Below are 25,865 nucleotides of genomic sequence, written 5' to 3'. Positions count from 1 at the left end.
CAGTCGGTGATTAAGCTATTAAGCGCCCGGTTCATCGAGCACGAATCGATGCTCGGCCAGGTCGCGGTGCTGTCGAACCCGCTGCGATATGCCTTCGACGAGGCGGCGAAGGCCGCCACCCAGTTCGCCAGGCCCGCCGACCCGGACATCCCGCCGATCGCGGAGGGCGACTCGCCGGGGCTGGAATCGCGGGACTACTACTCGCCGCCGCGGTGCACGTTCGCGTCCGGGATGCACGCCGCGATCGTCGAGATCGACCCGGACACCAGCGAGATCAGGATCGACCGGTACTGCGTGGTGCACGACTGCGGGACGCTGATCAACCCGATGATCGTCACCGGCCAGGTGCACGGTGGGGTCGCCCAGGGGATCGGCGGCGCGCTGTACGAGACGCTGGCCTACGACGAGCACGGGCAACTGCTGAACGCGTCCTTCATGGACTTCCTGATGCCGTACGCGACCGAGATGCCGGAACGGTTCGAGCTCGGCCATCAGGAGACGCCGTCGCCGCTGAACCCGCTCGGTATCAAGGGTGCCGGGGAGGCCGGCGTGATCCCGGTGTCGGCGGTGATCGCCTCCGCCGTCGAGGACGCGGTCGGCTTCCGGATCGACAGCATGCCGTTGAACCCGAGCGCGCTGTTCGACCTGCGCAACGCCTTCGCCGCCGGGAAGGTGGATCAGGTCGAGCGTCATTCGGCGGTACCGACCCCGCTGGTGAAAGGTGTGAGCGCATGAAGGTGTCCGGATCAGCTGTGCTGCACGGTCCGCCGGACCGGGTCTGGGCCGCGGTCACCGACCCCGCGGTGCTGGCGGCGGTTATCCCCGGCTGTGACGTCCTGACACCCGTCGCGGAGAACCGCTTCGCGCTCACCGTGACCCTCGGCGTCGCCTCGATCAAGGGTTCCTACTCCGGCGAGGTGACGTTTGCGGACCTCATCGAACCGGCGTCGCTGACGATGCGGGCCAACGGTTCCGGCGGGCCCGGCACCATCGACACCTCGGTGGCTGTCGGATTCACCGCCCTGCCCGACGGCAGCACCAGGGTGGATTACGACGCCGACGCCGTCGTCGGCGGGATGGTGGGCGGGGTCGGGCAGCGGGTCCTGAACGGCGTCGCCAAGAAAACCGCCGGGTTGTTCTTCGCGGCGATCGACGACGTGCTCACCGGTGCCCGGGCCGTCACCGCCGCCGCTGTGCCTCCGGTGACGGCAGGCCTGGCTGCGACCGAACAGCGGCCCGTGCCGCCCGCTCAGTTCGCGACGCCGCCCGCCCGGCCGGGTGCCCGGTCACTGCTCGGAGCGGCCGCTTTCGGCGCGCTCTCGATGCTGGTCGGCGTGCTGGTCGGCGCGCGGATCGGCCGGAGCCGCTAACCGTCCCGTTGCGCCGGTGTCCCGGACGGTGTCCGACCCACCCGGGAAGGTGAGAACGGTGCGCCTCGCGCTCCCCGGATTGCGATGACGTCGCCATCGGCGTCAGCGGCGTCGTACCTGACGGCCGCGGACAGGCCGGTTGCCCGCACCACGACGGCGTCGATGTGCTGCACGGTCACCTCGCCGTCGAGCACGACCAACTCCCTGTGCAGCGCGGTGGCGACGTCATTCGCAGCCACTGCCAACACCGCCGACCCGCCGGTCGGCAACCGGTCAGCAAAATTGCGCAGCGGTCCGCTCTCCATGCCTGCGCCGATCGCCGCTGCGGCAAGGCGTTCCAGAGGCCCGCCGCCGAGTAGCAGCCATCCCGGGCCGCCCGCGAGGATGCCGAGAGCCGCCCCCACCACACCGCTGATGAGCACGCCCTGGTCGGTCCGCCCGTGCCGATGGATCCGCAGCCGGCCGTCCGGCGTCAGCCCGAGCGCAGCGACGTTCAGCCGGTCGACAGGCCCGGCTGCACCGGTCTCGAGCAGATTGCTGACCAACCGGTCCACGTCTCGTGGGCCGGACCACACGGCGGCCAAGATGGCCATACCGGTGCCGGTGTTCACACTCCTAACGGTAGGAATGCGGATCCGGCCCCGGCTCACACCTGCGATGTGAAACGAGGGGATCCGTCAGACGGCGGCCGGCCGTGGGCGCGGACGCGGCTGAATGATCTGCGATCGGTCCGACGCCGGTGACATCGACGTCGACGTCATCGATCTCCGATCTCACATTCCACGGGTGAGCCCCGGACAGCGGGATTTTCCTACCGTTCGAGTCGTGAGCGATTCGGATGGCGTCGAGACCGTCAGCCGCGACCACCAGCCCGGGGCCGACCTCTCGGGACATCAACGTGTCCTGTTCAGGGAGTTTCTGGCCAGTGCCATGTACGTGGCGCTGGTGTTGCTGGCCGCGTTGGTCGCCGTGCCGCACGAACGCTTGCCGCCGGACGGCGAGATCGTGCGGCTGATGATCGGCACCGCGGTCGGTCTAGTGCTGGCGCATTGGCTGGCGTTCCGGCTCGCGGCGCGGATCACCGCGGAGGATGGCGGTTGGTCGCCGTCGGCCGCGCAGGAGGCAGGTGCCCAGTTGAGCGGCGGCTTCGCCGTTGCACTTTTCGCCTCGGTCCCGTTCGTGCTCCTCGACGGTGGGGCGGCAGTGGCCGTCTCGATGCTGCTGCTCGCCTCGCTCCCAGCGGTGACGGGCGTTCTGATCGCCCGTCTGCGCGGGCGCAGCTGGGCCTATGCCCTGACGCGCGGCGCTGTGGTGCTGGTCGTTGCCGTCGGGGTCGTCGCGCTGAAAAGCGTGGTCGGCCACTAGCAGCGGCGCGATCACGCGCCGCGCATCACCGTAGGAGAGTTCATGAGCGCGACCACCCGGGAGCCGATTCCCCAGTCGCAGGACGCACCGCAGGCGATACCGCGGCGGCCCACCCGGATCGTGCGCCACGCACCGGGTTTCGGCGGGACGATCGGCGCGGTGCTGTTCTTCTGCCTGACGCAGAGCCCGTCGATGCTGCCCAGGACATGGCTGTTGCAGGGGGTTGTTTCCGGGCTCACTGCCGCGTTCGGGTACGGGATCGGCGCCTCGATCGGGGCTGCGGCCAGGGCGCTCGGGCCTGAGTCGTGGAGCCGTCGGCCGAGCCGGCAGGCGTGGTGGACGCTGATCGGGCTGAGCGCCGTGCTGATCATCGTGTTCCTGCTGCTGGGTCGGGGGTGGCAGAACGAGGTCCGCGCGTTGATGGGGATGACCGACCCGCTGGTCTGGGACGTGACGCTCATCTTCGTCGTCGGCGCCCTGGTGGCGGCGGTACTGGTGCTGCTGGCCAGAGTGATCCGGCTGGGCAGTCGGCGGCTCGGCCGAGCGCTCGACCGGTTCATCCCGCGACGGCTCGCGTATGTCTCCGGTGCGGTTGTGGTGGCGCTGATCGTCGCCGGGTTGGTGCAGGGCGTGCTGTGGGACGGCTTCATCAGCGCGATGAACCGGGTGTCGTCGCTCGGGAACGGCGGCACCGCTCCGGGCATCGAACAACCGACCGACCCTGCCCGGTCGGGGTCCCCGCAGTCCCTGGCCGCGTGGTCGACGCTCGGTGTGGAGGGACGCACCTTCGTCGCCTCTGGACCGGATCAAGCCACGCTGACGGCATTCAACGGAACGCCGGCGAAGGACCCGATCCGCGTGTACGCCGGCCTCGACTCGGCCGATTCCCTGCAGGGCGAGGTCGATCTCGTGTTGGCCGAACTGGACCGGACGGGTGCGTGGGACCGCAGCGTGCTGACCGTTGTGACCACCACCGGCACCGGGTGGGTCGATCCCGCCGCAGCGGACTCGATGGAGTACGTCTGGAACGGCGACACCGCTCAGGTCGCGCTGCAGTACTCCTACCTGCCCAGTTGGGTGTCGTTCTTGGTGGACCGCAGCAAGGCCTCAGCGGCCGCGGCGGCGCTCATCGACGCTGTGCGCGAACGCTGGCTGCAGCTGCCGGCCGACTCACGGCCGAAGCTGTTCGTGTTCGGGGAGAGCCTGGGTGCGTTCGGCACCGACACGGTCTTCGACAGCGTGCAGCAGGTGGTCAGCGAGACCGACGGTGCCCTGCTGGCCGGACCGCCGTTCGCGGACGAGTTGCACCAGCGCATCACCGCGCAGCGCGAGCCGACGTCCCCGGTCTGGCTGCCGATCGTCGACCAAGGCCGACAGGTGCGGTTCGCCGTCCAGCCGGCCGACCTGGCCAACCCACCGTCGGAATGGTCGACGCCGCGGATGCTGTACATCCAGAACTCCTCCGACCCCGTGGTGTGGTGGGGCCCGGACCTGATGCTGCACCGCCCCGAATGGCTGGAAAACCCACGGGGACCGGACGTCTCACCGTCGATGCACTGGATCCCGGTAGTCACGTTCTGGCAGGTCGTGGTGGACCTGGCGTTCGCCCAGGACGTCCCGTTCGGCCACGGCCACCGGTACGGCCGGGACTACGTCGACGGTTGGGTCGCCCTCGGCGCACCGGCCGACTGGACGCGGGCCGACACCGAGGCGCTGCGGTCGATCAGAGCCGACGCGGGCTGACGGAGAGCACCGCGATGTCGCCCCGACGCGTGGCCCACCTGACCGTTGCCGAACGCAGGCGCGCTGTGCTCAAGACCCTGGCGCGTTTCCTGGCGATCTTCCTCGGCGTCATCGCCGCGTACTACCTGCTGCCGTTCGCCGACGCCTCCAGCGACCTGCAGGCCGTCGCATCGCTGCTCGCCGGAGCGGTGCTGTTCGTCGGCGTGATGGTATGGGAGGTCCGCCGGATCGTGCGGGCCGACCTGCCGGAGCTGCGCTCCGTCGAGGCCATCGCCATCGCGGTGCCGTTCTTCCTCACCATCTACGCCGCCGCCTACGTCACGCTGTCCGAGCTGAGCCCCGGCAGCTTCAGCCAGCCGCTCAACCGCACCGCCGGGCTCTACTACTCGATCGTCACCTTCGGGACGGTGGGATACGGCGACATCGCCCCCGTCACCGACCTCGCCCGAATTCTCGTCAGCACCCAGATCCTCGGTGACCTGGTGTTCATCGCCCTGGTGCTGCGCATTGTGTCCGGCGCAGCCCGCGCCACCCTCGAACAGCAGGATCATCAGTGAGCATCGTCGGTCGATGCCCGTCGAGCCGCACGGTAGAGCCGGGACAGGCTGTGCACCTCACCCGCCAGATGTGAGCCGCCCCGGGACAATCGTTGCCCGGCAACCGCCGCGGTCGGCCGCCGGGTGCGCTGATCTAGACGATCTGCAATTGCCGGCCGCGGCGGACCGCGTCGTTCGCGCGCTGCACGGACAGCTTGCGGTACAGGCTCTTCTGGTGCGTCTTCACGGTGTTCACCGACAATGTGAGGTCGGCCGCGATGTCCGCGACGGACATCGCCAGGGCCATTCGCGCAAGGACCGTTCGTTCGCGTTCTGTCAGGGGTTCCACCAACGCAGCGGCAACATCGGAATGGTCCATCGATCCCGACCTGGGCACCGCTTGCATACCGGGACCCAACCAGGCGGCCGCCGCCACCAGGTCCGGCGACTCACGGATCAACGGACCGAGCCACGACCGGGCTTCCACGAAGGGCCGCCGGCGTCCCTGCGGCCGCGCAATAGCCAGTGCCTGCAACAGATCTCGTCGCGCAGTGGGCCGATCCCCGGCGTCCAGGTGGAGCCGGCAGGACAGCACCCCGGCGTCGACGAGCCCACTTTCGATGACCAGATCCGGCCCCTTCAGGATGGGGTCGATCAGCCGCCGGGCGGTCGCCGGGTCACCGGCCGCCCAGCTCGCCGCCGCTGTGCCCAGCCGCCATTCCGTCCCGCGGACCGTCGCTCGTTCCAGCACCCGGAGTGCCTGCGCCGGTTGGCCGCAGCGCAACTCGACAGCCGCCTCGGTGAGCGCCGCCCTGGCGGACAACCAGGCGGGCAGTGCGGCACCGGCGACCATCCTGGGCAGGTCCGCCAGCACCTGCAGCGCCGCTGCCCGGTGACCGTCCAGACCCTGGCGAAACGCCAGCATCATCGTCACGGGCGCCCGTACCACCGGATCCGTTGCTGCGTCGATTGTTTCGGAGGCATTGTCCAGATGGCGGTCGAACGCCGCCCGGTCGTTCCACTCCAGCGCTGCCATCGCCATGGCGAGATGCCCCAGACCGGAGTGGTGACGGGCAGGCACGCCAGCTTCTTCGGCGAGGACGACGGCCTGCCCACCATGCCGGGCCACGTCGTGCAACTAGCCGTTGCGGAAGGCGAGCAGCGCCAGCTGCCCGAGCGCCAGCAGTCTGGGGTATTCGCAGCCTTCGGCGTCGGCCGCTGCCAGTGCGACCTGCACGCTGACCTCGGCGGCGGTGAAGTCACCGGTCCACATCTGGGTCCCTGCGAGTGCGGACAACGCCAACGCGCGGGCATCGGGGTGGTCCGCTGCCAGGGCCGGTAGCAACGACAACTCCAGGTCCAGATCGGTCCATGCCCGCAGTGCGCCGGGTCCGTCCAGTGCAGCCCTGGCCAGCATCACCCGGGTCAACGCGCACACGGCCCGCACCGGGCCCCGGTCGGCGGGTGGCGCGGTCGGCAACGCGGCGTCCGCCCGATTTAGCAGTACGGTCGCTGCGGGCAGGTCCAACCGGGCAACCGCCGCCGCTGCGCGTACGGCCGCCACGGTGGCCGATCCGGACAGATCCGGTATCGCATCGACGATGTCAGTGACCGTGGTCGACGCACGACCCTCGAGCAACGGGATCACCCCCAATCGGCGAACAATTGCCGAGCAGGCGCCCGGCCAGTCCCCGGCGGCGGCGTAGTGCTGGGCGGCATCCAGGAACAGGCCGTGTTTGTCCAACCAGCCCGCGGCGGCCTCGTGCAGTCCGCGGACCGCATCCGGATGGCCCCGGCGGAGCTCCGCACGCAACACCTGCGCGAACATCGGGTGGTAGCGGAACCACGGCGGCGCCTCGTCGATGATTTCCACCAGCAGGTTGGACCGCTGCAACGTGGCCAGCAGCAGGTCCGCATCGCCCCGACCGGTCAGCTCGTCCGCCAGCGCCGGGCAGAGTCGCTCGACGATGCTGGTCCGCAGCAGGAAGTCCCGTACGTCGTCGGTCTGGGTGTCCAGCACCTCATCCACCAGATAGCCCGCGAGCCGTGCGTCGCCGGCCGGTAAATCGGCAACGAACTGACCGGGGTCGACCCGGCGCTGCATCGCGATCGCGCAGAGCCGCAGCCCCGCCGCCCAGCCCCGTACCTGGTCCTGCAGATCCACCAACATCGCCGGCTGCAGAGAAACACCATGCTGGCGGAGGACCGCGGACGCCTCGTCCAGATCGAAAGCCAGCTCAGCAGTGCGGATCTCCGTCACATCGGTCCGCAACAGCTGATGGTGGACCAACGCCCTCGGGTCGGTCCGGGTCAGCACGACCAGACGCAATCCGGGCGCCGCATGCCGCAGTAGGAAGTCCAGATCACGGAACACCGCGGCGTCCGACAGCACCTCGAATTGGTCGAGTACCAGCACGACCGGCTCCGCACGGTCCGCCAGCGCGACCGCCAACTCGGCGAGGAACGACCGATCGACCTCATCCGGATGCAGCGGCACCCCTACCGTCGGGGGCAGCACGACGCCGTGCCCACGCAGTGACGCAACGACGAACGCCCAGAACAGCCCGGGTTGGTCGTCGTGCGCGTCCAGCGTCAACCAGGCCACCGGGCCGGGTGCCAAGCCCGCCGACGCCCAGGACGCGGCCAGCGTGGTCTTGCCCGAGCCGGCGGCTGCGCTGATCACCGTCAGCGGTCCGGTCACGCCCTGGCTGACCAGTGTGAACAACCGGGTCCTGGGCACCACGAGGCGGCCGGCGGCGGGAACCCGCAGCTTGGCTGCGACCAGCGCCTCGGAGACCCCGACCGGGCTGCCGCCAGGGACATCCGCGTCGGCCACCACGCTCGCCGATTCTCCCGTTCGGACCGAAACCGGGCGTATACCCATGGGGCAACGATAGGGGCGATCCGGTGTGTCCTGCTCCCCACCGCTGCGTCGTTCTCACCTGCGGCGGGTGAGGTAGGAGGTCCGATCCCCGCCCTAGCGTGCGGACACCAACTCGCTGCGGAGGTCCCGATGCCCATCACCCTTTCTCCTGATCTCGCCGTCGAACCACCCGTGGAAGATGTGACGAGCGCACCGCCGAGCGACGCTGTCGACGACCGGCACCTCCCGGCGCACGCCGCGCCCGCGGATCGGATTGCCCGCGGCAAGGCGACGCGCCTCGAGGTCCCTCTGGAGTCGCATTCGATGGCCGCGGCCGACGGCCCGCAGCGGGACCCGGTCCAGATCCTGGTGCAGCAGGGAAACGACCGCGTCACCGAACTCCTGCCCATCCGGTACGGGCGGATGCTCGCGTCACCGTTCACCTTCTATCGCGGGGCAGCCGCTGTGATGGCCGCCGATCTCGCCGGCACACCCACCAGCGGCCTGCGTGCCCAGCTGTGCGGGGACGCCCACCTGGCGAACTTCGGCCTGTATGCCACCCCGGAGCGGCGACTCGTGTTCGACATCAACGACTTCGACGAGACCCTGCCCGGACCGTTCGAATGGGACGTCAAACGACTCGCCGCCAGCATCAGCGTGGCCGGCCATGCGAACGGGCATCGCCGGCGTGATCGGCGGGCATCGGTTCGGGCCACCGTCCGCGCCTACCGAACCGCCATGCGGAGCTTCGCCGGACAGAGCGATCTCGCCGTCTGGTACGCGAAAGTCGATGCGGAGCAACTGGTCCGCGACCTCGCTCCCCGGATGAGCGGGCAGACGCGCAAGAGGACCACCGCCGGCCTCCGTCGCGCCCACACCCGGGACAACGCCGATGCCCTGCGCAAGCTGACGACCGACTCCGGGGGGCGCCCCCGGTTCGTCGACGAACCACCGCTGATCGTCCCGCTGGCACGATTGCTCGACGGTGTGGACGCCGTCGCTGCCGAACAGGGTCTGCGCGACGTGCTCCGTGCCTACCGGCTGACCCTGCCCGAGGACCGCCGGCACCTCTTCGATCAGTTCCGGCTCGTCGACATTGCCCGGAAGGTCGTCGGTGTCGGCAGTGTCGGAACCCGCGCGTACGTCCTGCTGATGCTCGGCCGCGACCGCGACCCGCTGGTATTGCAGGCCAAACAAGCACAGCCCAGCGTCCTGGAGCCCTATTGCGGGCGGAGCCGGTACGCCAATGCCGGTCACCGGGTGGTCGCCGGGCAGCGGCTCACGCAGGCGGCCAGCGACATCTTCCTGGGCTGGCAGCGGGCCGGTGAGGCCGACGGTTCCGTGCACGACTACTACGTCCGGCAACTCCGCGACGGGAAGGCCTCCGCCGACATCGAGGAGATGAATCCTCGCATCCTCACCGTTTATGGGGAGATCTGCGGATGGACTCTTGCGCGAGCGCATGCCCGTTCCGGGGACCGCATCGCCATTGCCGCCTACCTGGGCAAGAGCGACACATTCGAGAGCGCCGTCGCCGAGTTCGCCGAGGCATACGCCGACCGAACGGTCGCCGACCACTCGCTGCTGTCGGAGGCGGCCGCGGCCGGACGGATACCGGTGTCGGCCGGAGTATGAAACCGCTCAACGCTTGGCTGCGAATGAGACGTGCTGTCCACGACTGCACTTCGTCCAGTCAGCAGCAGGCGAAGGCAAAGTCAGGTCGTTGGGCTCTACCTCCAGATCGTGGAAAGAGCAAGGCTGGCTGACGGGGGGAAGATCCTCGGAGGTGGCTGATGACTGGGTTCTTGAGCCGGCGGCAAGTGCTGTGGTCAGCATGGGTGGTGGCAGCGCTGCTCTTCCTGAGTGTGGCGCAGCCGATCGTTTACGGCATCGTGGTTCCGCTCTCTGCCTTGCTCCTCGCCCTGATACCGGGATCCGTGCCGCATGCGGAGCGGTCGATCGATCGGGTCGACCTCATTGTCATCGGGAGTCTGTACATCGCCGTGGTGGTCTTGTACCGATTGGCATTCGGCTATTTCACCGTCAGTTCGGTCGCCGGGCTCTTCCTGTGCTTCGCCGGCGGGCTACTCGTGGGCGTGGTCGGGCCGATCGTCTACACCGTCCGGGTCCGCGGTCGGTCGCTTCGAACGCTCGGGTTCAGGGCGGACAGCTGGCGCCAGGCCTTGGTTCTCGGCCTGGTCTTCGCTGCCATCCAGTTCTGGTTGACCCTTTTCGGATACACCCTGCCCGCTGATCCCGTCGACTGGGTTCCGCTGCTGGTGATGTCGCTGACGGTCGGCCTGTTCGAGGCCGTCTTCTTCCGCGGATTCATCCAGACCCGCCTGGAATCGTCCTTCGGGCGTATTGCCGGTGTCGGCGGTGCGGCGGCGATGTATGCGATGTACCACGTGGGTTACGGCATGCACGTCGACGAGATGACGTTCCTGTTCGGGCTCGGCGTCGTCTACGCGGTGGCCTTCAGCATCGTTCACAACCTGCTGGTGCTGTGGCCGTTGCTCACACCGATGGGCGGCTTCTTCGCCAACGTCAAGGCGCAGTCGTTCGAACTCCCGTGGATGTCGATCCTAGGGTTCGTCGACGTGCTCGTCGTCATGGCCGTCGCCGTGATCCTGGCGGTGCGGTACGAGCGGCGGAGGGCATCGACGGGTCACCTGCAACCGTCGAAGTGACCCCTCCTGGGGGGCCCATCGGCAGCGGTACCCGGGAATCCCGTGTGCGCGCACCGTGTTGGCTGATGGGTGAGCACACTGATCCCCGGGGCCTACGCCCATCTCCTCGAGCGCCCGCTGTACGGCCACCTCGGCACCATCCGCCCCGACGACACGGTGCAGGTGAACCCGATGTGGTTCGAGTACGACGGTGAGCACCTGCGTTTCACGCACACGAAGAAACGGGCGAAATACCGCAACCTGCACCACAACCCGTCGATGAGCCTGTCGATCATCGACCCGGACAACGAGTTCCGGTATCTGGAGTTGCGCGGGAAACTGGTCGACGTCGAGCCCGACCCGACCGGCGCGTTCTACGTCCGGCTCGGTCAGCGGTACGGCAACGCCGAGCAGCAGCCGCCGCCGGACAGCGCCGACCGGGTCATCCTGGTGATGAGCATCGAGAAGACCACCAAGCAGTAGAGCGATGAGTACCGCGCCGGTCTCCGGTCCATCAACCCGGACCGTCCGCCCGGATGGCCGGAGGGAGACACATGGCCACGGTGATCGCCGGAATGACGGTGTCGTTGGACGGATTCGTCGAGGATGCGGACGGCAGCGCGGCTGCGCTCTACACCGATTTCGACGACCTCCTGGAATCGCCCTCGATGAAGGCGATGCAGGAGATGGCCGGCGCGGCACTGATGGGGCGGCGCACGTTCGACGGCGCGCCGGATCCGGACGGGTACGCCGACGGCTACGAGTTCCAGGTGCCGATCTTCGTCCTCACCCACAACCCGCCCGCGGTCGCCCCGAAGCGCAATGACCGGCTGTACTTCACCTTTGTCACCGACGGGGTGAAGAGCCTCGTCGCGCAGGCGGCCGAGGTCGCCGGGGACCGCGCTGTGCTGGCTATCGGCGGGGCCGACCTCAATCGGCAGCTGCTGGCCGCGGGACTCGTCGACGAGCTGTGGGTGGACGTGATGCCGGTGCTGCTGGGCAACGGGAAGCGGCTGTTCGAGGACAGCGGCCGGATCGACCTGGAGAAGATCAGCGTCGACGAGATCGGTGCTGCCCGGACCTCGCTCCGCTTCCGGGTGAAGGGCCAGTAGCGGGCCGTCCCGGCGCGGTGTGCAGGATGGCGACATGGTCACTTCCGATCCGCACGCCGACCAGCCGGCGGTGCACGAGGTCATCGTCGACACCGACTGCGGCATCGACGACGCCCTCGCCCTGCTGTACCTCGCGGGCCGCCCCGACGTGCGGATCGTGGGCGTCACCAGCGTCTACGGAAACTGCACCGTCGACGATGCGGTCCGCAACATCGGGCATGTGCTGAGACTGGCCGGGCTGCCGGACGTCCCGGTCGCCCGCGGCGCCACGGGCCCACTGATCGGCGAGGCGCACATCGCGCACTACGTGCACGGCCTGGACGGTCTCGGCGATGTCGTGCCGCTGGCCGAGAGGGCGGACCCGGCGGTGCTGACGGAGGGCGATTCGGCCGGGACACTGGTCGGGTGGGCGGCGTCCGAGCCGGGCCGCTACAGCCTGCTGACACTGGGCCCGCTGACCAACGTCGGCCGGGCGCTCGAGCTGAACCCGCTGCTGCTGAACGACTTCCGGCAGGTGGCGATCATGGGCGGGTCCGGGCCGTTTCCCGAGGTCGGCACCTCGCTGATGGTCGATGCCAACGTCCAGAACGACGGCGAGGCCGCGCGACGGGTGTTCGCCGCGCCCTGCCGGCGGCGGCTGATGGTGGGCGTCAACGTCACCAGGACGGTGGTCACCGACGAGGCGGCGATGGCGCGGCTGCATGCCACGACGTCCCGCCAGGGACAGTTCGCGGCCGCCATCCTGGAGTCCTACGTGGACTTCTACCGGCTGGCGTGGGGGCGGCGGATCTCCCCGGTGCACGACGGCCTGGCCGCCGCCCTCACCGTGCAACCGGACTGGATCACCGGCTCGATGACCGGGCCGGTCAACATCACCTTCGACGGGTTCGCGACCAGGGCGCATGTGATGCGGACCTGGGAGGGCGCACCCGTTGCCTGGGAGATCGAACCCGCGCCCGACAGCACCGCGGTCACCGCGGTTGACGGCGACGCGTTCCTGGCCGACTTCCTCGACGTGATCGGTCGCGGTCAGAGCTCAGAAGCCAAGCGGGCTAACGGATCTGCTCGACGGCGAATTCACAGTCCGGATCGGCGATCGCCGATTGGGCCTCGACCAGGCTGATCTCCCGGGACCCCGCGACGACCGTGGCCGCCATGATCCCGTAGATCGATGACGCGACCTTGGCCAGTGCGACGTCGATGCCGTCGGACAGGTGCGCGAGGAACAACGCGGCCGTCACGTCACCTGCGCCGTTGACGCTCAACGGCAGCCGCGGGGTCCGCACCAGGTAGGCGCCCGAGGCGTCCACCGCCAGCATCCCGATCTCGTTCTCCGTCACCCCGGCGCCCTCGACGGAGGTGACCAGCACCGTCCGCGGTCCCATCGCCCGTACCGCGTCGACCGCGGCGAGCAGCCCCTCGACGGTGCTCACGGCGTCGACGTCGACCGCCGCCGGGTCACCGCCGGTCGCGAGGTAGGCGAGCTCGAAAGCGTTGGGGGTCACGATGTCCGCGGTCGGCACCACCTGTTCCCGCATCAGCTCCGGCAGCCCCGGCAGCACGAACATGCCACGCCCGACATCGCCCATCACCGGGTCGCAGCAGTACACCGCCGACGGGTTCATGTCGCGCACCCTGGCCACCGTCCTGAGCACCACATCGGCCACCCCGGGGGAGCCCTGGTAACCGGTCAGCACAGCGTCGGCGCTGCCGAGCGCGCCGCGGTCCGCGATGCCCTCGATCACCTCCGCGATCACCTCGGGATCCAGCACGAGTCCCCGCCAGCTGCCGTAACCGGTGTGGTTGGAGAAGTGCACGGTGATCACCGGCCAGACGTGGTGGCCGAGTCGTTGCAGCGGGAACGTCGCCGCCGAGTTGCCGACGTGACCGTAGGCGACCGACGACTGGATGGACAGGATGCGCATGACGGGCAAGCGTACGACTCCGGTGGCGGTGTGACGCCCGTCATGCCGCGTATGCGCGTCGTGAAACACTGCTCCCGTGTGGGACCCAGGCGATGACGGGCAGCATGCGGCCGAAAATGGAACCGTCGGTGAAGTGCTGCCGCGGGAACAGTTGGCGGGACGCATCCAGCACACGCTGATCGGGCAGGCGATCACCGAGCGGCAGGTCCGGGACCACGTCCGCGAGACCCTCGAACACGGATTCGACTCGGCTGTGGTGCCGCCGTGCTGGGTGTGGGCGGCCCGCGACGAGCTGCGCGGATCCGCGGCGAGGATCGGCTCGATCGTCGACTACCCGAACGGCTCGGGCCTGACCGCGGGCCGGGTCGCCGAGGTCGCAGCGCTGGTCGACGCGGGGGTTGACGAGATCGACAGCACGGTCAATGTCGGCTACCTGCTGTCGAAGCGTGTGCGGGAGTTTGCCGCCGACCTCGCGGCGGTCGTCCGCGCCGCCGAGCCGATCGGGGTGAAACTGATGCTCGAGCTGCCCCTGCTCAACGCCAACCAGCGAGAGCAGGCAGTGCGGGCGGCGATCGACGCCGGTGCCGCGTTCGTCTCCATCGCCTCACGGGGTCGGGTGGGCATTGCCGACCCGGCCACCATTGGCTACCTCCGCCGATCTGTCCCGGCCTCGATGGGTGTCAAGGCGTCCGGCGGGGTGAAGACCGTCGAGCAGGTGCGTGCATTGCTGGCTGCGGGCGCCGATCTGATCGGGACCTCGGCCGGCATCTCGATCGTCACCGGCTGGAGCGCGCCCCGGGGTTCGCTCTACTCGTACTGAATCGTGACCGGTTTGCCGGGCCTGTACTGAATTGTTATCAGGCGTCGGGCCGTTTGCCACTGACGGGCGACGACACTCGGGTTGGTGCAATGGGAGCGCGCCCATCGTCGCTGCGTCACCGTTCCTTGTCGTTAACAATGCCGTTAGTGTGACGCCAAGACTTCGTTGGGACACTTACCAAAATGTGACCTCTGGGGGGATTGACGCGGCGAGTCGCGCTCCATAGTTTGTGTGACCACCGTACTAGTGCATGTCGAGCAGATGTTCGGCAGGTAAATCGGCACCTCCGCCGGTCGACTCACTCCGGGTTTCCGCCCTCGTGGTCGTCACAGTTCTGTGCCTTTCCGCCGTCCACCAGGACGTGCGGTTCCATCAGAGAGGGAAATGTTCATGCGCCTGAAGACCTCCGCAGTACTCGGCCTTGTGGCAGCGGGCTCGCTGCTGCTGGCTGCCTGTGGTTCGAACTCGGACACCGCAGCCACCAGCGCGACGTCGGCCGCCGCAAGTGGCGCGAGTGCCGCAACGTCCGCGGTCGATAGCGCCGCCAGTGCGGCCACCAGCGCCGCGGACACTGCTGCGTCCAGCGCGCCCGCCGGTAGCGCCGGCAAGATCGGCGTCATCCTTCCGGACACCAAGTCCTCCGCCCGCTGGGAGACGCAGGACCGGCCGAACCTGACCAAGGCATTCACCGACGCCGGTGTCGAGTTCGACATCCAGAACGCCAACGGTGACAAGGCCGGCATGGCCACCATCGCGGACGGGATGATCGCCAACGGTGCGACCGTGCTGGCGATCGTCGGCCTGGACAGCGAGTCCGCTGCCGCCATCCAGAAGAAGGCAAAGGCGCAGGGCGTCCAGACCATCGATTACGACCGGCTGACGCTGGGCGGTAGTGCCGACTACTACATCTCCTTCAACAACACCACTGTTGGTGAGCTGCAGGGCAAGGGCCTGGCTGAGTGCCTCGGCTCCGGTGACAAGAACATCGTCTACGTCAACGGATCGCCGACGGACAACAACGCGACCCTGTTCTCGGCCGGTGCGCACTCCGTGCTGGACCCGATGACCAACTACAAGGTCGTTGCCGAGCAGGCGATCCCGGACTGGGACAACCAGGTCGGCGGCACCACCTACGAGCAGATGTACACCGCTGCCGGCGGCAAGATCGACGGCGTACTCGCCGCCAATGACGGCCTGGGCAACGCGGTCATCGCGATCAACAAGAAGAACGGCGTGCAGATCCCGGTCACCGGGCAGGACGCCACCGTGCAGGGCCTGCAGAACATCCTGGCCGGCGACCAGTGCATGACGGTCTTCAAGGACACCAAGCTGGAAGCTGCCGCGCTGGCCAAGGTTGCCATCGCGCTGGCCAATGGCGAGACCCCGGATGCCCCGGACACCGTCAAGGACGCCACGGGTAACCGCGACGTCAAGTCGATCCTGGAGACCCCGCAGGCCATCACCAAGGAAAACGTCAAGGACGTCGTCGACGCCGGTGGTGTGACGGCCGCCGAGCTGTGCGCCGGTCCCGCCGCAGCGGCTTGCACCGCTGCCGGCATCAGCTGACGCCAGGCAGACAAGGCATGACTGCCGGGTCCGAGCGATGCGATATGCGTCGCTCGGGCCCGGCGCCTGACTATCACTGAGAACCGAAGGAGCAGCACGATGACACAGCCAAGCGAACCGATCCTCCAATTGCGGGGGGTGAACAAGAGCTTCGGCGCTGTCCAGGTGCTGCACGACGTCGACCTGAAGATCTACCCCGGCCAGGTCACTGCGCTCGTCGGTGACAACGGTGCCGGAAAGTCCACCCTGGTCAAATGCGTTGCCGGCATCTACGGCATCGACACCGGGGACTACCTGTTCGAGGGAAAGCAGGTGGCGGTCAGCAGTCCTCGCGACGCTGCCGCGCTGGGAATTGAAATCGTGTACCAGGATCTGGCGCTCTGCGACAACCTGGACATCGTCCAGAACATGTTCCTCGGCCGGGAACCCAAGTCGGGCCTGGTGCTCGATGAGGCCGAGATGGAGATCAAGGCGCGGGACACCCTGGCGAGCCTTTCTGTGCGGACCGTGACCAGTGTCCGGCAATTGGTGGCCAGTCTCTCCGGTGGGCAGCGGCAGACCGTTGCCATTGCCAAGTCCGTGCTGTGGAACTCCAAGGTCGTGATGCTCGACGAGCCCACCGCCGCGCTGGGTGTTGCCCAGACCAGGCAGGTCCTCGATCTGGTCCGCCGCCTCGCCGACAATGGCCTGGGTGTGCTGCTGATCAGCCACAACATGAATGACGTCAAAGAAGTCAGCGATCGGATCAGTGCGCTCTACCTGGGCCGGGTGGCCGCAGATGTACCGGCCGCCGACGTCACCACTCGGGAAATCATCGAGTTGATCACCACCGGCCGGTCGGGCGAGCACGGCCTGGCCCCGTCAGTTGCGGAGAAATCAGCATGAGCACGCCCAAGCCGGATCTGATCAAACCGATCAGTGATGAAAAAGCCCGTGGAATGTTTTCCGGTGACGCCGCTGGTCCGGTGTCCCTCGGGCAGTACTGGCAGCAGTACCGCAACAAGCTGCGGGCCGGCGATGTCGGTTCACTGCCAGCACTTCTCGGCCTGCTGCTGTTGCTGATCGTTTTCACAATCGCCGCACCGAGCACCTTCCTGTCCGTCTTCAACCTGGCCAACCTGCTCACCCAGGCCGGTTCGATCTGTGTGCTGGCCATGGGCATCGGGTTCGTCCTGCTGCTCGGTCACATCGACCTGTCCGCCGGCGTGATCGGTGGTGTCGGCGCCGGGGTGATGGCCGAGTTGCTGCTCAAGCAGAACCTGCCGTGGTACCTGGCCGTACTCGTCGCGCTCCTCGTCGGGGTAGTGATGGGCATCTTTACCGGCATCCTGGTCTCTGCGGTCGGCATTCCGTCCTTCGTCGTCACGCTGGCGACATTCCTTGCCTACCAGGGCGTGCTGCTGTGGATCATCGGCACCGGCGGCACCGTCCCGATCAATAACGACGTCATCTTCGCCATCTCGAACGGGAACATGCCGATCGTCTTCGGCTGGGTGGTCGTCCTCGGGTCGATCGCTGCGTACGCCGGGCTGAATCTGCTGGTTTATCAACGCCGCCGGGCGGCGAATCTGGTCACGGCGCCGCTCGCGGTCATCACCGTGCGGATCATTCTCATCGCCGTCGTCTTGATAGGCGCAACTTTCCTGCTCAGCCAGAACCGCTCGAAGGGCGCCATCGTCCTCGAGGGCGTGCCGTGGATCGCGCCGATCGTCGGTGTGCTGCTGGTGATCTGGACCTTCGTGCAGAACCGGACCTCCTTCGGTCGGCATGTCTACGCCGTCGGTGGCAATTCGGAGGCAGCCAGGCGGGCCGGTATCCGGGTCGGCTACATCACCATCATGTGCTTCGTCATCAGCTCCGCGATGGCGGTGTTCTCCGGCATCATCGCTGCCTCGCGGCTGAGCTCGGTCACTCCGGACGCCGGCGCGGGGAACACGCTCCTCTATGCCGTCGCCGCGGCCGTGATCGGAGGCACGTCGCTGTTCGGTGGCAAGGGCAAGGCCAGGGACGCCATCATCGGTGGTCTGGTCATCGCCGTCATCGACAACGGGCTTGGGCTGCTCGGGCTGCAGGCCTACATCAAGTACATCGTCACCGGCATCGTGCTCCTGCTCGCAGCCAGTGTCGATGCCCTCAGCCGGCGTCGTCGGGCCAGCGCGGGCGGCTGACCGACCACAGCGCATGACCTGACCGACAGTTGCGTCCCATCTACAGATGCTTCATTCGCCGACCCTCGAAAAATGACGACGAAAGGCTGCCCAATGCCAATCGCCGTTCGGTCCAACGGCGGATCGACACCCGCTGACCAGGCCACCGTCCGTAGGCTGAATCTGGCATTGCTGATGCGCAGCCTGTCGGACGGCGGCCCGCGTCCGCGCGCCAGACTGGCGCACGACACCGGGCTGACCAAGGCAACGGTCTCGAGCCTGGTCACGGAGCTGATCGACCGCGGTCTCGTGGTGGAGGGCAACGTCGACCGGGGCGGCCTCGGCCGTCCCGGTCGCTCCGTGGAACTCGACCCGACCTGGGTCCGGTTCCTCGGTATCGAGGTCCAGGTCGACTACATCGCCGGCGTGGTGCTCGACCTCCGTGGCCGGGTGCTGAGCCGCCGCCGAATCGGCCGGTCGATGGCCGAACTGGGCCCGGCCCGGGCATTGGGCGTTGTCGCCGAGGTCGCGCGGCAGCTCATCGAGGAGGCCGACACCACGGTCGAGCAGGTGCAGAGCCTGCACATCGCGCTGCCCGGCCTGGTCGACGCCGATGCGGGCATGCTCTCCTTCGCGCCCAACCTGCACTGGCGTGACGTCGACATCGTGCACACCCTGATGGGCCGGCTGCAGTGGCGGGACACCCGGATCCGGGTCGACAACGACGCGAACATGGGCGCCATGGCGCACTACGCCGTCGGGCAGGTCGCGGGAGCGTCGAACCTGCTGTACCTGGCCGGGGCCGTCGGCGTCGGCGCCGGAATGATCGTCGACGGCCACATCGTCCGTGGCGCAGACGGTTTCGCCGGCGAGGTCGGGCACATCACCATCGGGGCGCCCGACCGGTTGTGCGGCTGCGGCCGCCGGGGTTGCTGGGAGACCGAGGTCGGGCTGGCGGCGCTGCTGGACATGGTCGGCACCGCGCGTGGCACCGCCGATTCGGGTGATCCCGGCGCGAGCGGGAATCCCGGCCCGCACGTGGGCGCCGACCTCGGTGGACAGCTGGTCGAGGTCGAGGAGCGGGCGGCCGCCGGTGACCGGCAGGTCCTGGATGCGCTGGCCGAGCAGGCCCGTTGGCTCGGGATCGGGATCTCCGTGCTGGCCAACGTGCTCAACCCCGACACCATCGTGCTGGGCGGGCACTATCCCGCGCTGCGCAAGTACCTGGAGGAGCCCGTACTCGCCGAACTGCGAGCGCGGGTGATCGCCGGCCCCGACGCGCAGTGGCGGCTGGAGTTCTCCGAGCTGGGCCTGGAAGCCGCTTCTCTCGGCGCCGCCCATGCGGGCATCGAGCAGTTGATCGCGGACCCTACGCTGGCCAGGTTGCGCGCGTCCGTGCACTGAGGTGCGCTGTGCTCGGGCGCCCGGTGCGGCCTGACAGCCCCATCGCCGTGTGCGACATGCTGACCGGAAGACTGACTGCTGACCGAGAGAAGGGTGGCGCGCCGTGGCCGACGACGTTCTGGTGGCCGGAATCGACTCCTCGACACAATCGACGAAGGTGGTGCTGGTCCGGGCCGAGGACGGCACGGTGGTCGACGAGGCGTCTGCCCCGCACCCGACCGGGACGGCCGTCGACCCGCAGGCCTGGTGGGAAGCGTTGCAGCAGGCTGGTTCCGGATTGCTCGAGCGCGCAGCGGCGATCGCCGTCGGCGGTCAGCAGCACGGGATGGTGGCGTTGGACGCAGACGGTGACGTCATCCGGCCGGCGTTGCTGTGGAACGACCTCCGTTCGGCGCCGCAGATCAGCGAGGTGGTCGAGCAACTCGGCGGACCCGAGAGCTGCGCGCAGACGATCGGATCGGTGCCCGCCGCATCGTTCACCGTCACCAAGCTGCGCTGGATGGCGGAGAACGAACCCGAGAACGCCGCCCGGACAGCAGCTGTGCTTCTACCGCACGACTGGCTGACCTGGATGCTGGCCGGCGGTCCGGGGTCCGGCGCACCGATGACGACCGATCACGGCGACGCATCGGGCACCGGCTATTACTCGCCGGCCGACCGGGCCTGGCTTCCCGAGGTGGCGCAGTGGGCACTCGGCCGCGGACCGGGGGATCCGTCGGTGCAGCTGCCGCGGATCGCCGAACCGGCCGAGGTCGTCGGGCGCGCCCAATCGGGCGCGGCGCTGGGCGCCGGAACTGGCGACAACATGGCCGCTGCGCTGGGTCTCGGGCTGGTGGACGGCGATGTCGCGGTCTCGATCGGCACGTCCGGGACGGCGTTCTGCGTGACCGATACGCCGATGGCCGATCCAACCGGCTCGGTGGCCGGATTCGCCGATGCCTCCGGGCGCTACCTGCCGCTGGTGGCGACGGTGAACGCGGCGCGGGTGCTCGCAGTGGTGAGCAATCTGCTCGGCGTCGACCACGCCGAGTTCGCCGACCTCGCGTTGTCGGCGCCGTCGGGTTCCGGTGGCCTGACGCTGCTGCCGTACCTGGACGGGGAGCGGACGCCCAACCGGCCGCAGGCCACCGGGGTGCTGCGCGGGCTGACCTCCGCCGTCACCAGGGCCGACCTGGCCAGGGCCGCCGTCGAGGCACTGCTGTGCTCGCTCGCCGACGCCGTCGACGCGCTCGGGGTACAGGCACAGCGGGTCCTGATGATCGGCGGAGCCGCCCGCAACCCGGCCATCCAGCAGTTGGCCCCGGCCATCTTCGGCACCGACGTCCTGGTACCGGCCTCGGCCGAGTACGTCGCGCTGGGGGCGGCGCGGCAGGCGGCCTGGGCGTTGTCCGGGTCGGCGCAGCCGCCGGAGTGGCCGGCCGCACCCGCCCGGTCCTTCACCGCGCCGGCGACCCCCGAGGTCCGGGAGCAGTACGGCGTGCTGCGGGATGCCACGACTGAAAGGTGAGTCGGCCCTTTCCTCTTCGAGTGATGGATCCGGACTGTTGAAGATCGACCTGAAGAAGGACCGCAAAGACCTGTACCAGCCGGGATCCAAGGATTTTGCCGAGGTCGACGTCCCGGCCACGACCTACCTGGCGATCGACGGGCACGGCGATCCCAACACGTCACCGGACTATTCGGCGGCCGTCGCGGCACTGTATGCGGGCGCGTATGCGGTCAAGTTCGCGTTCAAGGCCCGCAGCGGCGATGACTTCGTGGTCGGGCCGCTGGAAGGGCTGTGGTCCAGCAGCGACCCGTCGGTGTTCGCCGCACGCCGCAAGAGCGAGTGGGACTGGACGATGATGGTCCCGTTACCCGACCCGGTGAAGGCTGACGACATCGCCACCGGCTTGGCCAAGGCCTCCGGCAAGAAACCGGAGCTTCCGATCGCCGGCCTGAGAACCCTGGTGCTGCACGAGGGGCGGTCGCTGCAGATCCTGCACATCGGGAGCTACGACGCGGAGACTGCCACCCTCGCCCGGTTGCACGACGAGGTGATGCCCGCCCGGGGACTCACCTGGAACGGGCGTCATCACGAGATCTATCTGAGCGACCCACGAAAGGTCGCGCCGGAGAAGCTGAAGACGGTCCTGCGTCAGCCGGTCAAACCCGCCCCCTGACGTTCGGGGCTGCTCCTCCGCCCCGCCCTCTGCTCCCGCTCCCGGTGACCGGTCTTCTCCGCGCGCCCTTCTCTTCCGGCCAACCTCGCCGAGTGTCGTTTGTGCAGGGCTTTCGGCGGTCCGGGGGCCGGTTTTCCCTGCTCCCCCGGCAGTGGGCATTCTCGAACCCGTCCAACGAGAGGTCTTGCACCCCGTGGGCATCTCGCAAGTGCGTCAGCCGCGCGGAGGTTCCACCTCGGCATCCGCGGTACAGAACCTTGACATGTGACCAAAAGGTCACCTATTCTCGTCACTGTGATCGACGACGACCTGGTGTTCAAGGCGTTGGCCGACCCGACCCGGCGCTTCCTTCTCGACCTGCTGTTCGAGCGTGACGGCCGCACGCTCACGGAACTGGAATCTGAAGTGGAGATGACCCGCTTCGGCGTCATGAAGCACCTCACGGTGCTGGAGGACGCCGGACTGGTCATCGCCCACAAGACGGGCCGGGAGAAACGCCACTTCCTCAACGCCGTACCGATCAGGCTGATCCACGACCGCTGGATCGACAAGTACACCGAGCGCGGCCTTTCCGCGCTCTCCCACCTGAAAGCCGAATTGGAGAAACCGTCATGACCAGTGCCGCATCAACCGCCACCCCGTCCACCGACACCTCATCGACCGAATCGACATCGAGTGTCGTGCAGATCAACCGGATCTACATCAAGGCCACCCCGCAGGCCATCTGGGACGCCATCACCCAACCCGACTGGACCGAGAAGTACGGCTACGGCGGGCGTGCCGAGTTCGACCTCAGGCCCGGCGGCGCCTTCCGCATCATCGCGGACAAGGCGATGCGGGACGCCGGCATGCCCGAGGTCGTCGTCGACGGTGAGGTGATCGAGGCCGACCCGCCGAACCGTCTCGTGCAGACCTGGCGAGCCGGGTGGGACACCGAGCCGGCCACCCGGCTGACCTACACCATCGCCGAGAAGGCCAACGGGGTCACGTGTCTCACCATCACCCACGAACTGGACGGTGCACCGAACACCGCGCTGATGGTCGGTGGCAGCGTCGAGGGAGCCGGCGGTGGCTGGGCCGAGGTGCTCAGCGACTTGAAGACGCTGCTGGAGACCGGGACGTCGCTGTCCTCGCTGGGGGTCTCCGGCCCGCGCGACTAGCACCCGCGCGGGCAGCACTCCGCGAGTTGGGTCGGGTTTCCGGCGCTTCTGTCGCCGATACCGCGCGACAACCCGACCCAACTCGCCGCGTCACAGCAAGAAGGCTCAGTGCTCCGATGTCGGGATGATGATGACCTCGGCGACCTGCTCGGACAGCACCTCCGCGGCGCCGGGTGGCAGCAGGTCGTCGGTCAGCAGCGTCGTCACCGCACGGAGCGGGGCGATCTGGGCCAGGCCGACGACGCCCCACTTCGTGTGGTCGGCGACGACCACCAAGCGGCGGGCGGATTCGACCAGCGCCCGGTTCGTCTCGGCCTCGAGCAGGTTCGGTGTCGTCAGGCCCGCACGCTCGTCGATGCCGTGCACACCCATGATCACCATGTCGACGTGGAGTGAGCGGATCGCCTGCACCGCAACGGGTCCCACCAGACCGTCGGAGGGTGTGCGCAGCCCGCCGGTCAGCACGACGGTCAGGTCCGGCCGCTGCCGGGCGTTGAGCACCTCCGCCACCTTGAGCGAATTCGTGACGACGGTGAGGTTGGCGATGTCGCCGAGATGCCGGGCCAGCGTCCAGGTGGTGCTGCCCGCGGTGATGGCGATGGCCATGCCCGGCCGGACCAGCTTCGCCGCCCGCTCGGCGATGGCTTCCTTCTCGGAGATCTCCCGCTGGCTGGTCACCTCGAAGCCGGGCTCGATGGCGCTGGCGGTGTCCATCGCGGTGGCGCCGCCGTGCACCTTCGACAGCAGGCCCTTGCGGTCCAGGGCCTCCAGATCGCGGCGCACCGTCATGTCCGACACGCCCAGCAGGGCGGTCAGGTGCGCGACTCTGGCCCCGCCGGTCCGGCGGACCTCGTCGAGGATTCGGGCCTGGCGCATTGCAGCAAGCACGCTACGAACCTACCGCGACGGGGTGACAAGATCGGTGTTGTGCCCGACACCCCGCGATCCCCCACCGGGAGATCCCGCACGAAGAGATCCGGTGGCGACGACCGGCCGGTGACGGCTGCCGACATCGACGCCGCGGCCCGCCGGATCTCCGGCATCGCGGCGCTGACCCCGCTGGAGGAGTGCCGTCGGCTCTCGGACGAGACGTCGACGAAGGTGCTGCTCAAGCGCGAGGACCTGCAGGTGGTCCGGTCGTACAAGGTGCGCGGCGCCTTCAACCTGATGGCCCAGCTCGACGAATCGCAACGGGCGGCCGGGATTGTTTGCGCGAGTGCCGGCAACCACGCGCAGGGCGTTGCCTTCGCCTGCCGCGAGCTCGCCATCCGGGGCCGGATCTACCTGCCGAACACCACCCCACGGCAGAAACGCGACCGGATCCTGACCCACGGCGCGGGCACCGTCGAACTCGTCCTCACCGGCGACACCTTCGACGACGCAGCCGTTGCCGCGGCCGAGTACGCCGAACAGACCGGCGCCGTGCTGGTGTCGCCCTTCGACGACGCCCGGACCATCGCCGGTCAGGGCACGGTGGTCCGGGAACTGCTGCAGCAGCTCGGCCGTGCGCCCGACGTGGTGATCGTTCCGGTTGGCGGCGGCGGGCTGCTCGGCGGCGTGATCGCCTACCTGCAGGAGCGCGCTCCATGGGTGACGGTGATCGGGGCCGAGCCGGCCGGTGCGCCGTCGATGCTGGCCGCCATGGAATCGGGTGGCCCGGTGCGGCTGGACGGCATGGACCCGTTCGTCGACGGGGCGGCCGTCCGTCAGGTCGGGTCCATTCCGTACCGGATCGTGTCGGGCGCGGATGTCCGGGTCGTCGCGGTGGACGAGGGTGCCATCTGCACCGAGATGCTGCGGCTGTACCAGAACGAGGGGATCGTCGCCGAACCTGCAGGGGCGCTCGCGGTCGCAGCACTGACCCAGCTCGAGCTGACTCCGGGATCGACGGTGGTGGCGATGGTGTCGGGCGGCAACAACGACGTCTCGCGCTACGGCGAGATTCTCGAGCGCTCGCTGGTGCACCGGGGGCTCAAGCACTATTTCCTGGTCGATTTCCCGCAGGAGCCGGGGGCGCTCCGCCGATTCCTCGACGAGGTGCTCGGTCCGGACGACGACATCACGCTGTTCGAATACGTCAAACGCAACAATCGGGAGACCGGTCCCGCTCTGGTCGGCATCGAGATCGGTGCCGCCGACGGGCTGGGCGCACTGTTGAAGAGAATGGCGGCCGCGCCGATGGAGGTGGAGCGGATCCTCCCCGGGTCGGCGGCCTACCGTTATTTGACCTGATCCTGTCCTGGAGCGAATGAATCGAGATAGGCCTCCAGCGCCGCGATGCCCTCGACCGCCTCCCGGGCGACCGGGTCGCGTTGCCCTGCGCGCCCGCGTCGAGGTGGACCGGCCTTGAGCCAGTCGGTGCCGCAGCTGCGGTACCCGGTGAACCACCATGACCCGGTGACGACCAGACCGGCCATCAACCACCACGCCAGGTAACGGACACCGTCCCACAGTATGAGGAGCGGATCCGGGCCATCTCCGGAATCACCGCGGTACAGATCTGGGCCGGTCATCATCGCCACCTCCAGGGGTGTTGACAATGGTCGGCACCGGCAGCAGAACGGCCACACCGAACGGCGCCGTCGCCGACCTCAGCGCGGATGTTACGCCGTTTGCCGCATCCCGCAGGGGTGACCGAAGGCTCGAGGTTCGGTGGGCGTCCGATCGGGTTACCCTTCGGATATGAGGGACATCGGCGCAGATGACAGCAACCAGTCCGACCGGACGAGGGGAACCGAGGAGGTCGGCAGTTTCGACCGCCACGACATCGACACTCCGCACGAGGAGCGCCGTGAACACATCGGCAGCTTCGACGAGCACGACGAGCAGACCCCGCACGCGGAGCGGGAAGAAGAGATCGGCAGCTTCGACCGGCACGACGTGCAGGCACTCGGCGAAACCAGCGAGGACGCTGTTCCCCGGTACGACCGGCACGACCAGTAACCTCCCCGGGCCGGCGCCGGCGGCACCGAACTCGCGGATGATCGCCCGGCACGGATGACTGCGTTGCCTGCTGCGATCAT

General features: G+C 68.5%; 27 protein-coding genes. 21 read left to right on the top strand and 6 right to left on the bottom strand.

The window, feature by feature from the left end:
* A partial coding sequence (locus ACVBEQ_RS09515; protein WP_447152690.1) for a molybdopterin cofactor-binding domain-containing protein occupies positions 1 to 735 on the top strand: 735 nt, incomplete at its 5' end.
* The gene (locus ACVBEQ_RS09510; protein WP_447152689.1) at positions 732 to 1,370 is read left to right on the top strand and encodes an SRPBCC family protein; all 639 of its coding nucleotides are present in this window, start codon (positions 732 to 734) and stop codon (positions 1,368 to 1,370) included. The genes ACVBEQ_RS09515 and ACVBEQ_RS09510, both read left to right, overlap by 4 nt.
* Here ACVBEQ_RS09510 and ACVBEQ_RS09505 read toward each other — a convergent pair.
* A complete protein-coding gene (locus ACVBEQ_RS09505) occupies positions 1,367 to 1,981 on the bottom strand; it encodes a hypothetical protein (protein WP_447152688.1) in 615 nt (204 codons plus the stop codon). The two genes, ACVBEQ_RS09510 and ACVBEQ_RS09505, sit on opposite strands and share 4 nt — an antisense overlap.
* Before the next feature lie 214 nt (positions 1,982 to 2,195).
* Here ACVBEQ_RS09505 and ACVBEQ_RS09500 point away from each other — a divergent pair, with 214 nt between their 5' ends.
* From ACVBEQ_RS09500 to ACVBEQ_RS09490, 3 genes are read left to right on the top strand one after another with little or no spacing between them, the layout of a single operon-like run.
* Entirely contained in the window at positions 2,196 to 2,735 is a 540-nt protein-coding gene (locus ACVBEQ_RS09500) for a hypothetical protein (RefSeq protein WP_447152687.1), read from the top strand.
* A 42-nt stretch (positions 2,736 to 2,777) separates the two neighbouring features.
* Positions 2,778 to 4,478, top strand: a complete 1,701-nt coding sequence (locus ACVBEQ_RS09495) for an alpha/beta hydrolase (protein WP_447152686.1) — start codon at positions 2,778 to 2,780, stop codon at positions 4,476 to 4,478.
* Positions 4,479 to 4,492: 14 nt separating this feature from the next.
* Positions 4,493 to 5,035, top strand: coding sequence for a potassium channel family protein (locus ACVBEQ_RS09490; protein WP_447152685.1), 543 nt, complete (start codon positions 4,493 to 4,495; stop codon positions 5,033 to 5,035).
* 133 nt (positions 5,036 to 5,168) lie between these two features.
* On the opposite strand, the gene ACVBEQ_RS09485 is transcribed toward ACVBEQ_RS09490, so the two are convergent.
* Together ACVBEQ_RS09485 and ACVBEQ_RS09480 are read right to left on the bottom strand one after the other, a co-directional pair.
* The gene (locus ACVBEQ_RS09485) at positions 5,169 to 6,095 is read right to left on the bottom strand and encodes a helix-turn-helix transcriptional regulator (RefSeq protein WP_447152684.1); all 927 of its coding nucleotides are present in this window, start codon (positions 6,093 to 6,095) and stop codon (positions 5,169 to 5,171) included.
* Between the two features lie 57 nt (positions 6,096 to 6,152).
* The gene (locus ACVBEQ_RS09480; protein WP_447152683.1) at positions 6,153 to 7,898 is read right to left on the bottom strand and encodes a winged helix-turn-helix domain-containing protein; all 1,746 of its coding nucleotides are present in this window, start codon (positions 7,896 to 7,898) and stop codon (positions 6,153 to 6,155) included.
* A 129-nt stretch (positions 7,899 to 8,027) separates the two neighbouring features.
* On the opposite strand from ACVBEQ_RS09480, the gene ACVBEQ_RS09475 reads away from it, so the two are divergent.
* The 5 genes from ACVBEQ_RS09475 to ACVBEQ_RS09455 all read left to right on the top strand — a co-directional run bounded on the left by ACVBEQ_RS09475 (position 8,028) and on the right by ACVBEQ_RS09455 (position 12,781).
* Positions 8,028 to 9,512: a DUF2252 domain-containing protein gene (locus ACVBEQ_RS09475; RefSeq protein ID WP_447152682.1), complete on the top strand. Its 1,485-nt coding sequence runs from the start codon at positions 8,028 to 8,030 to the stop codon at positions 9,510 to 9,512.
* 158 nt (positions 9,513 to 9,670) lie between these two features.
* Positions 9,671 to 10,567 carry a CPBP family intramembrane glutamic endopeptidase gene (locus tag ACVBEQ_RS09470; RefSeq protein ID WP_447152681.1) on the top strand — a complete coding sequence of 299 codons (897 nt, stop codon included), beginning with the start codon at positions 9,671 to 9,673 and terminating at the stop codon, positions 10,565 to 10,567.
* A gap of 69 nt (positions 10,568 to 10,636) precedes the next feature.
* Positions 10,637 to 11,029: a PPOX class F420-dependent oxidoreductase gene (locus ACVBEQ_RS09465; protein ID WP_447152680.1), complete on the top strand. Its 393-nt coding sequence runs from the start codon at positions 10,637 to 10,639 to the stop codon at positions 11,027 to 11,029.
* A gap of 71 nt (positions 11,030 to 11,100) precedes the next feature.
* Complete coding sequence (locus ACVBEQ_RS09460; protein WP_447152679.1) at positions 11,101 to 11,658, top strand: dihydrofolate reductase family protein; 558 nt, start codon at positions 11,101 to 11,103, stop codon at positions 11,656 to 11,658.
* 34 nt (positions 11,659 to 11,692) lie between these two features.
* Positions 11,693 to 12,781: a nucleoside hydrolase gene (locus tag ACVBEQ_RS09455; protein WP_447152678.1), complete on the top strand. Its 1,089-nt coding sequence runs from the start codon at positions 11,693 to 11,695 to the stop codon at positions 12,779 to 12,781.
* Here the strand turns inward: ACVBEQ_RS09455 and pdxY are convergent.
* The gene (gene pdxY, locus ACVBEQ_RS09450; RefSeq protein WP_447152677.1) at positions 12,711 to 13,583 is read right to left on the bottom strand and encodes a pyridoxal kinase PdxY; all 873 of its coding nucleotides are present in this window, start codon (positions 13,581 to 13,583) and stop codon (positions 12,711 to 12,713) included. The two genes, ACVBEQ_RS09455 and pdxY, sit on opposite strands and share 71 nt — an antisense overlap.
* 76 nt (positions 13,584 to 13,659) lie before the next feature.
* On the opposite strand from pdxY, the gene deoC reads away from it, so the two are divergent.
* The 9 genes from deoC (at position 13,660) to ACVBEQ_RS09405 (ending at position 22,842) form a co-directional block, all read left to right on the top strand.
* Positions 13,660 to 14,403: a deoxyribose-phosphate aldolase gene (gene deoC, locus ACVBEQ_RS09445; RefSeq protein ID WP_447152676.1), complete on the top strand. Its 744-nt coding sequence runs from the start codon at positions 13,660 to 13,662 to the stop codon at positions 14,401 to 14,403.
* 390 nt (positions 14,404 to 14,793) lie between these two features.
* Positions 14,794 to 15,969, top strand: coding sequence for a sugar ABC transporter substrate-binding protein (locus ACVBEQ_RS09440; RefSeq protein WP_447152675.1), 1,176 nt, complete (start codon positions 14,794 to 14,796; stop codon positions 15,967 to 15,969).
* A gap of 99 nt (positions 15,970 to 16,068) precedes the next feature.
* Positions 16,069 to 16,854, top strand: a complete 786-nt coding sequence (locus ACVBEQ_RS09435; RefSeq protein ID WP_447152674.1) for an ATP-binding cassette domain-containing protein — start codon at positions 16,069 to 16,071, stop codon at positions 16,852 to 16,854.
* The gene (locus ACVBEQ_RS09430; protein WP_447152673.1) at positions 16,851 to 18,137 is read left to right on the top strand and encodes a sugar ABC transporter permease; all 1,287 of its coding nucleotides are present in this window, start codon (positions 16,851 to 16,853) and stop codon (positions 18,135 to 18,137) included. The genes ACVBEQ_RS09435 and ACVBEQ_RS09430 overlap by 4 nt, the downstream gene beginning before the upstream one ends.
* Before the next feature lie 93 nt (positions 18,138 to 18,230).
* Complete coding sequence (locus tag ACVBEQ_RS09425; RefSeq protein WP_447152672.1) at positions 18,231 to 19,520, top strand: ROK family transcriptional regulator; 1,290 nt, start codon at positions 18,231 to 18,233, stop codon at positions 19,518 to 19,520.
* A gap of 103 nt (positions 19,521 to 19,623) precedes the next feature.
* Positions 19,624 to 21,027: a xylulokinase gene (gene xylB, locus ACVBEQ_RS09420; RefSeq protein ID WP_447152671.1), complete on the top strand. Its 1,404-nt coding sequence runs from the start codon at positions 19,624 to 19,626 to the stop codon at positions 21,025 to 21,027.
* A gap of 37 nt (positions 21,028 to 21,064) precedes the next feature.
* Positions 21,065 to 21,682, top strand: coding sequence for a GyrI-like domain-containing protein (locus ACVBEQ_RS09415; RefSeq protein WP_447152670.1), 618 nt, complete (start codon positions 21,065 to 21,067; stop codon positions 21,680 to 21,682).
* A 294-nt stretch (positions 21,683 to 21,976) separates the two neighbouring features.
* The gene (locus ACVBEQ_RS09410; protein ID WP_447152669.1) at positions 21,977 to 22,297 is read left to right on the top strand and encodes an ArsR/SmtB family transcription factor; all 321 of its coding nucleotides are present in this window, start codon (positions 21,977 to 21,979) and stop codon (positions 22,295 to 22,297) included.
* Positions 22,294 to 22,842 carry an SRPBCC domain-containing protein gene (locus ACVBEQ_RS09405; protein WP_447152668.1) on the top strand — a complete coding sequence of 183 codons (549 nt, stop codon included), beginning with the start codon at positions 22,294 to 22,296 and terminating at the stop codon, positions 22,840 to 22,842. The genes ACVBEQ_RS09410 and ACVBEQ_RS09405 overlap by 4 nt, the downstream gene beginning before the upstream one ends.
* A 105-nt stretch (positions 22,843 to 22,947) precedes the next feature.
* Here the strand turns inward: ACVBEQ_RS09405 and ACVBEQ_RS09400 are convergent, their stop codons facing one another.
* On the bottom strand, positions 22,948 to 23,718 hold the full coding sequence (locus tag ACVBEQ_RS09400; protein WP_447152667.1) for a DeoR/GlpR family DNA-binding transcription regulator: 771 nt from the start codon (positions 23,716 to 23,718) through the stop codon (positions 22,948 to 22,950).
* Between the two features lie 120 nt (positions 23,719 to 23,838).
* On the opposite strand from ACVBEQ_RS09400, the gene ilvA reads away from it, so the two are divergent.
* On the top strand, positions 23,839 to 25,074 hold the full coding sequence (ilvA, locus tag ACVBEQ_RS09395) for a threonine ammonia-lyase IlvA (protein WP_447152666.1): 1,236 nt from the start codon (positions 23,839 to 23,841) through the stop codon (positions 25,072 to 25,074).
* On the opposite strand, the gene ACVBEQ_RS09390 is transcribed toward ilvA, so the two are convergent.
* Positions 25,062 to 25,355, bottom strand: coding sequence for a hypothetical protein (locus ACVBEQ_RS09390; protein ID WP_447152665.1), 294 nt, complete (start codon positions 25,353 to 25,355; stop codon positions 25,062 to 25,064). The two genes, ilvA and ACVBEQ_RS09390, sit on opposite strands and share 13 nt — an antisense overlap.
* A 169-nt stretch (positions 25,356 to 25,524) precedes the next feature.
* Between ACVBEQ_RS09390 and ACVBEQ_RS09385 the strand changes: the two genes are divergently transcribed.
* Positions 25,525 to 25,785 (top strand): hypothetical protein, encoded by a 261-nt coding sequence (locus tag ACVBEQ_RS09385; RefSeq protein WP_447152664.1) that lies wholly within the window; start codon positions 25,525 to 25,527, stop codon positions 25,783 to 25,785.
* The last annotated feature ends 80 nt before the right edge of the window (positions 25,786 to 25,865 follow it).

This window comes from Nakamurella sp. GG22 (assembly GCF_052976845.2).
Note: the sequence above shows the minus strand (reverse complement) of the source record. Positions and strands in the feature narration are given on the sequence as shown.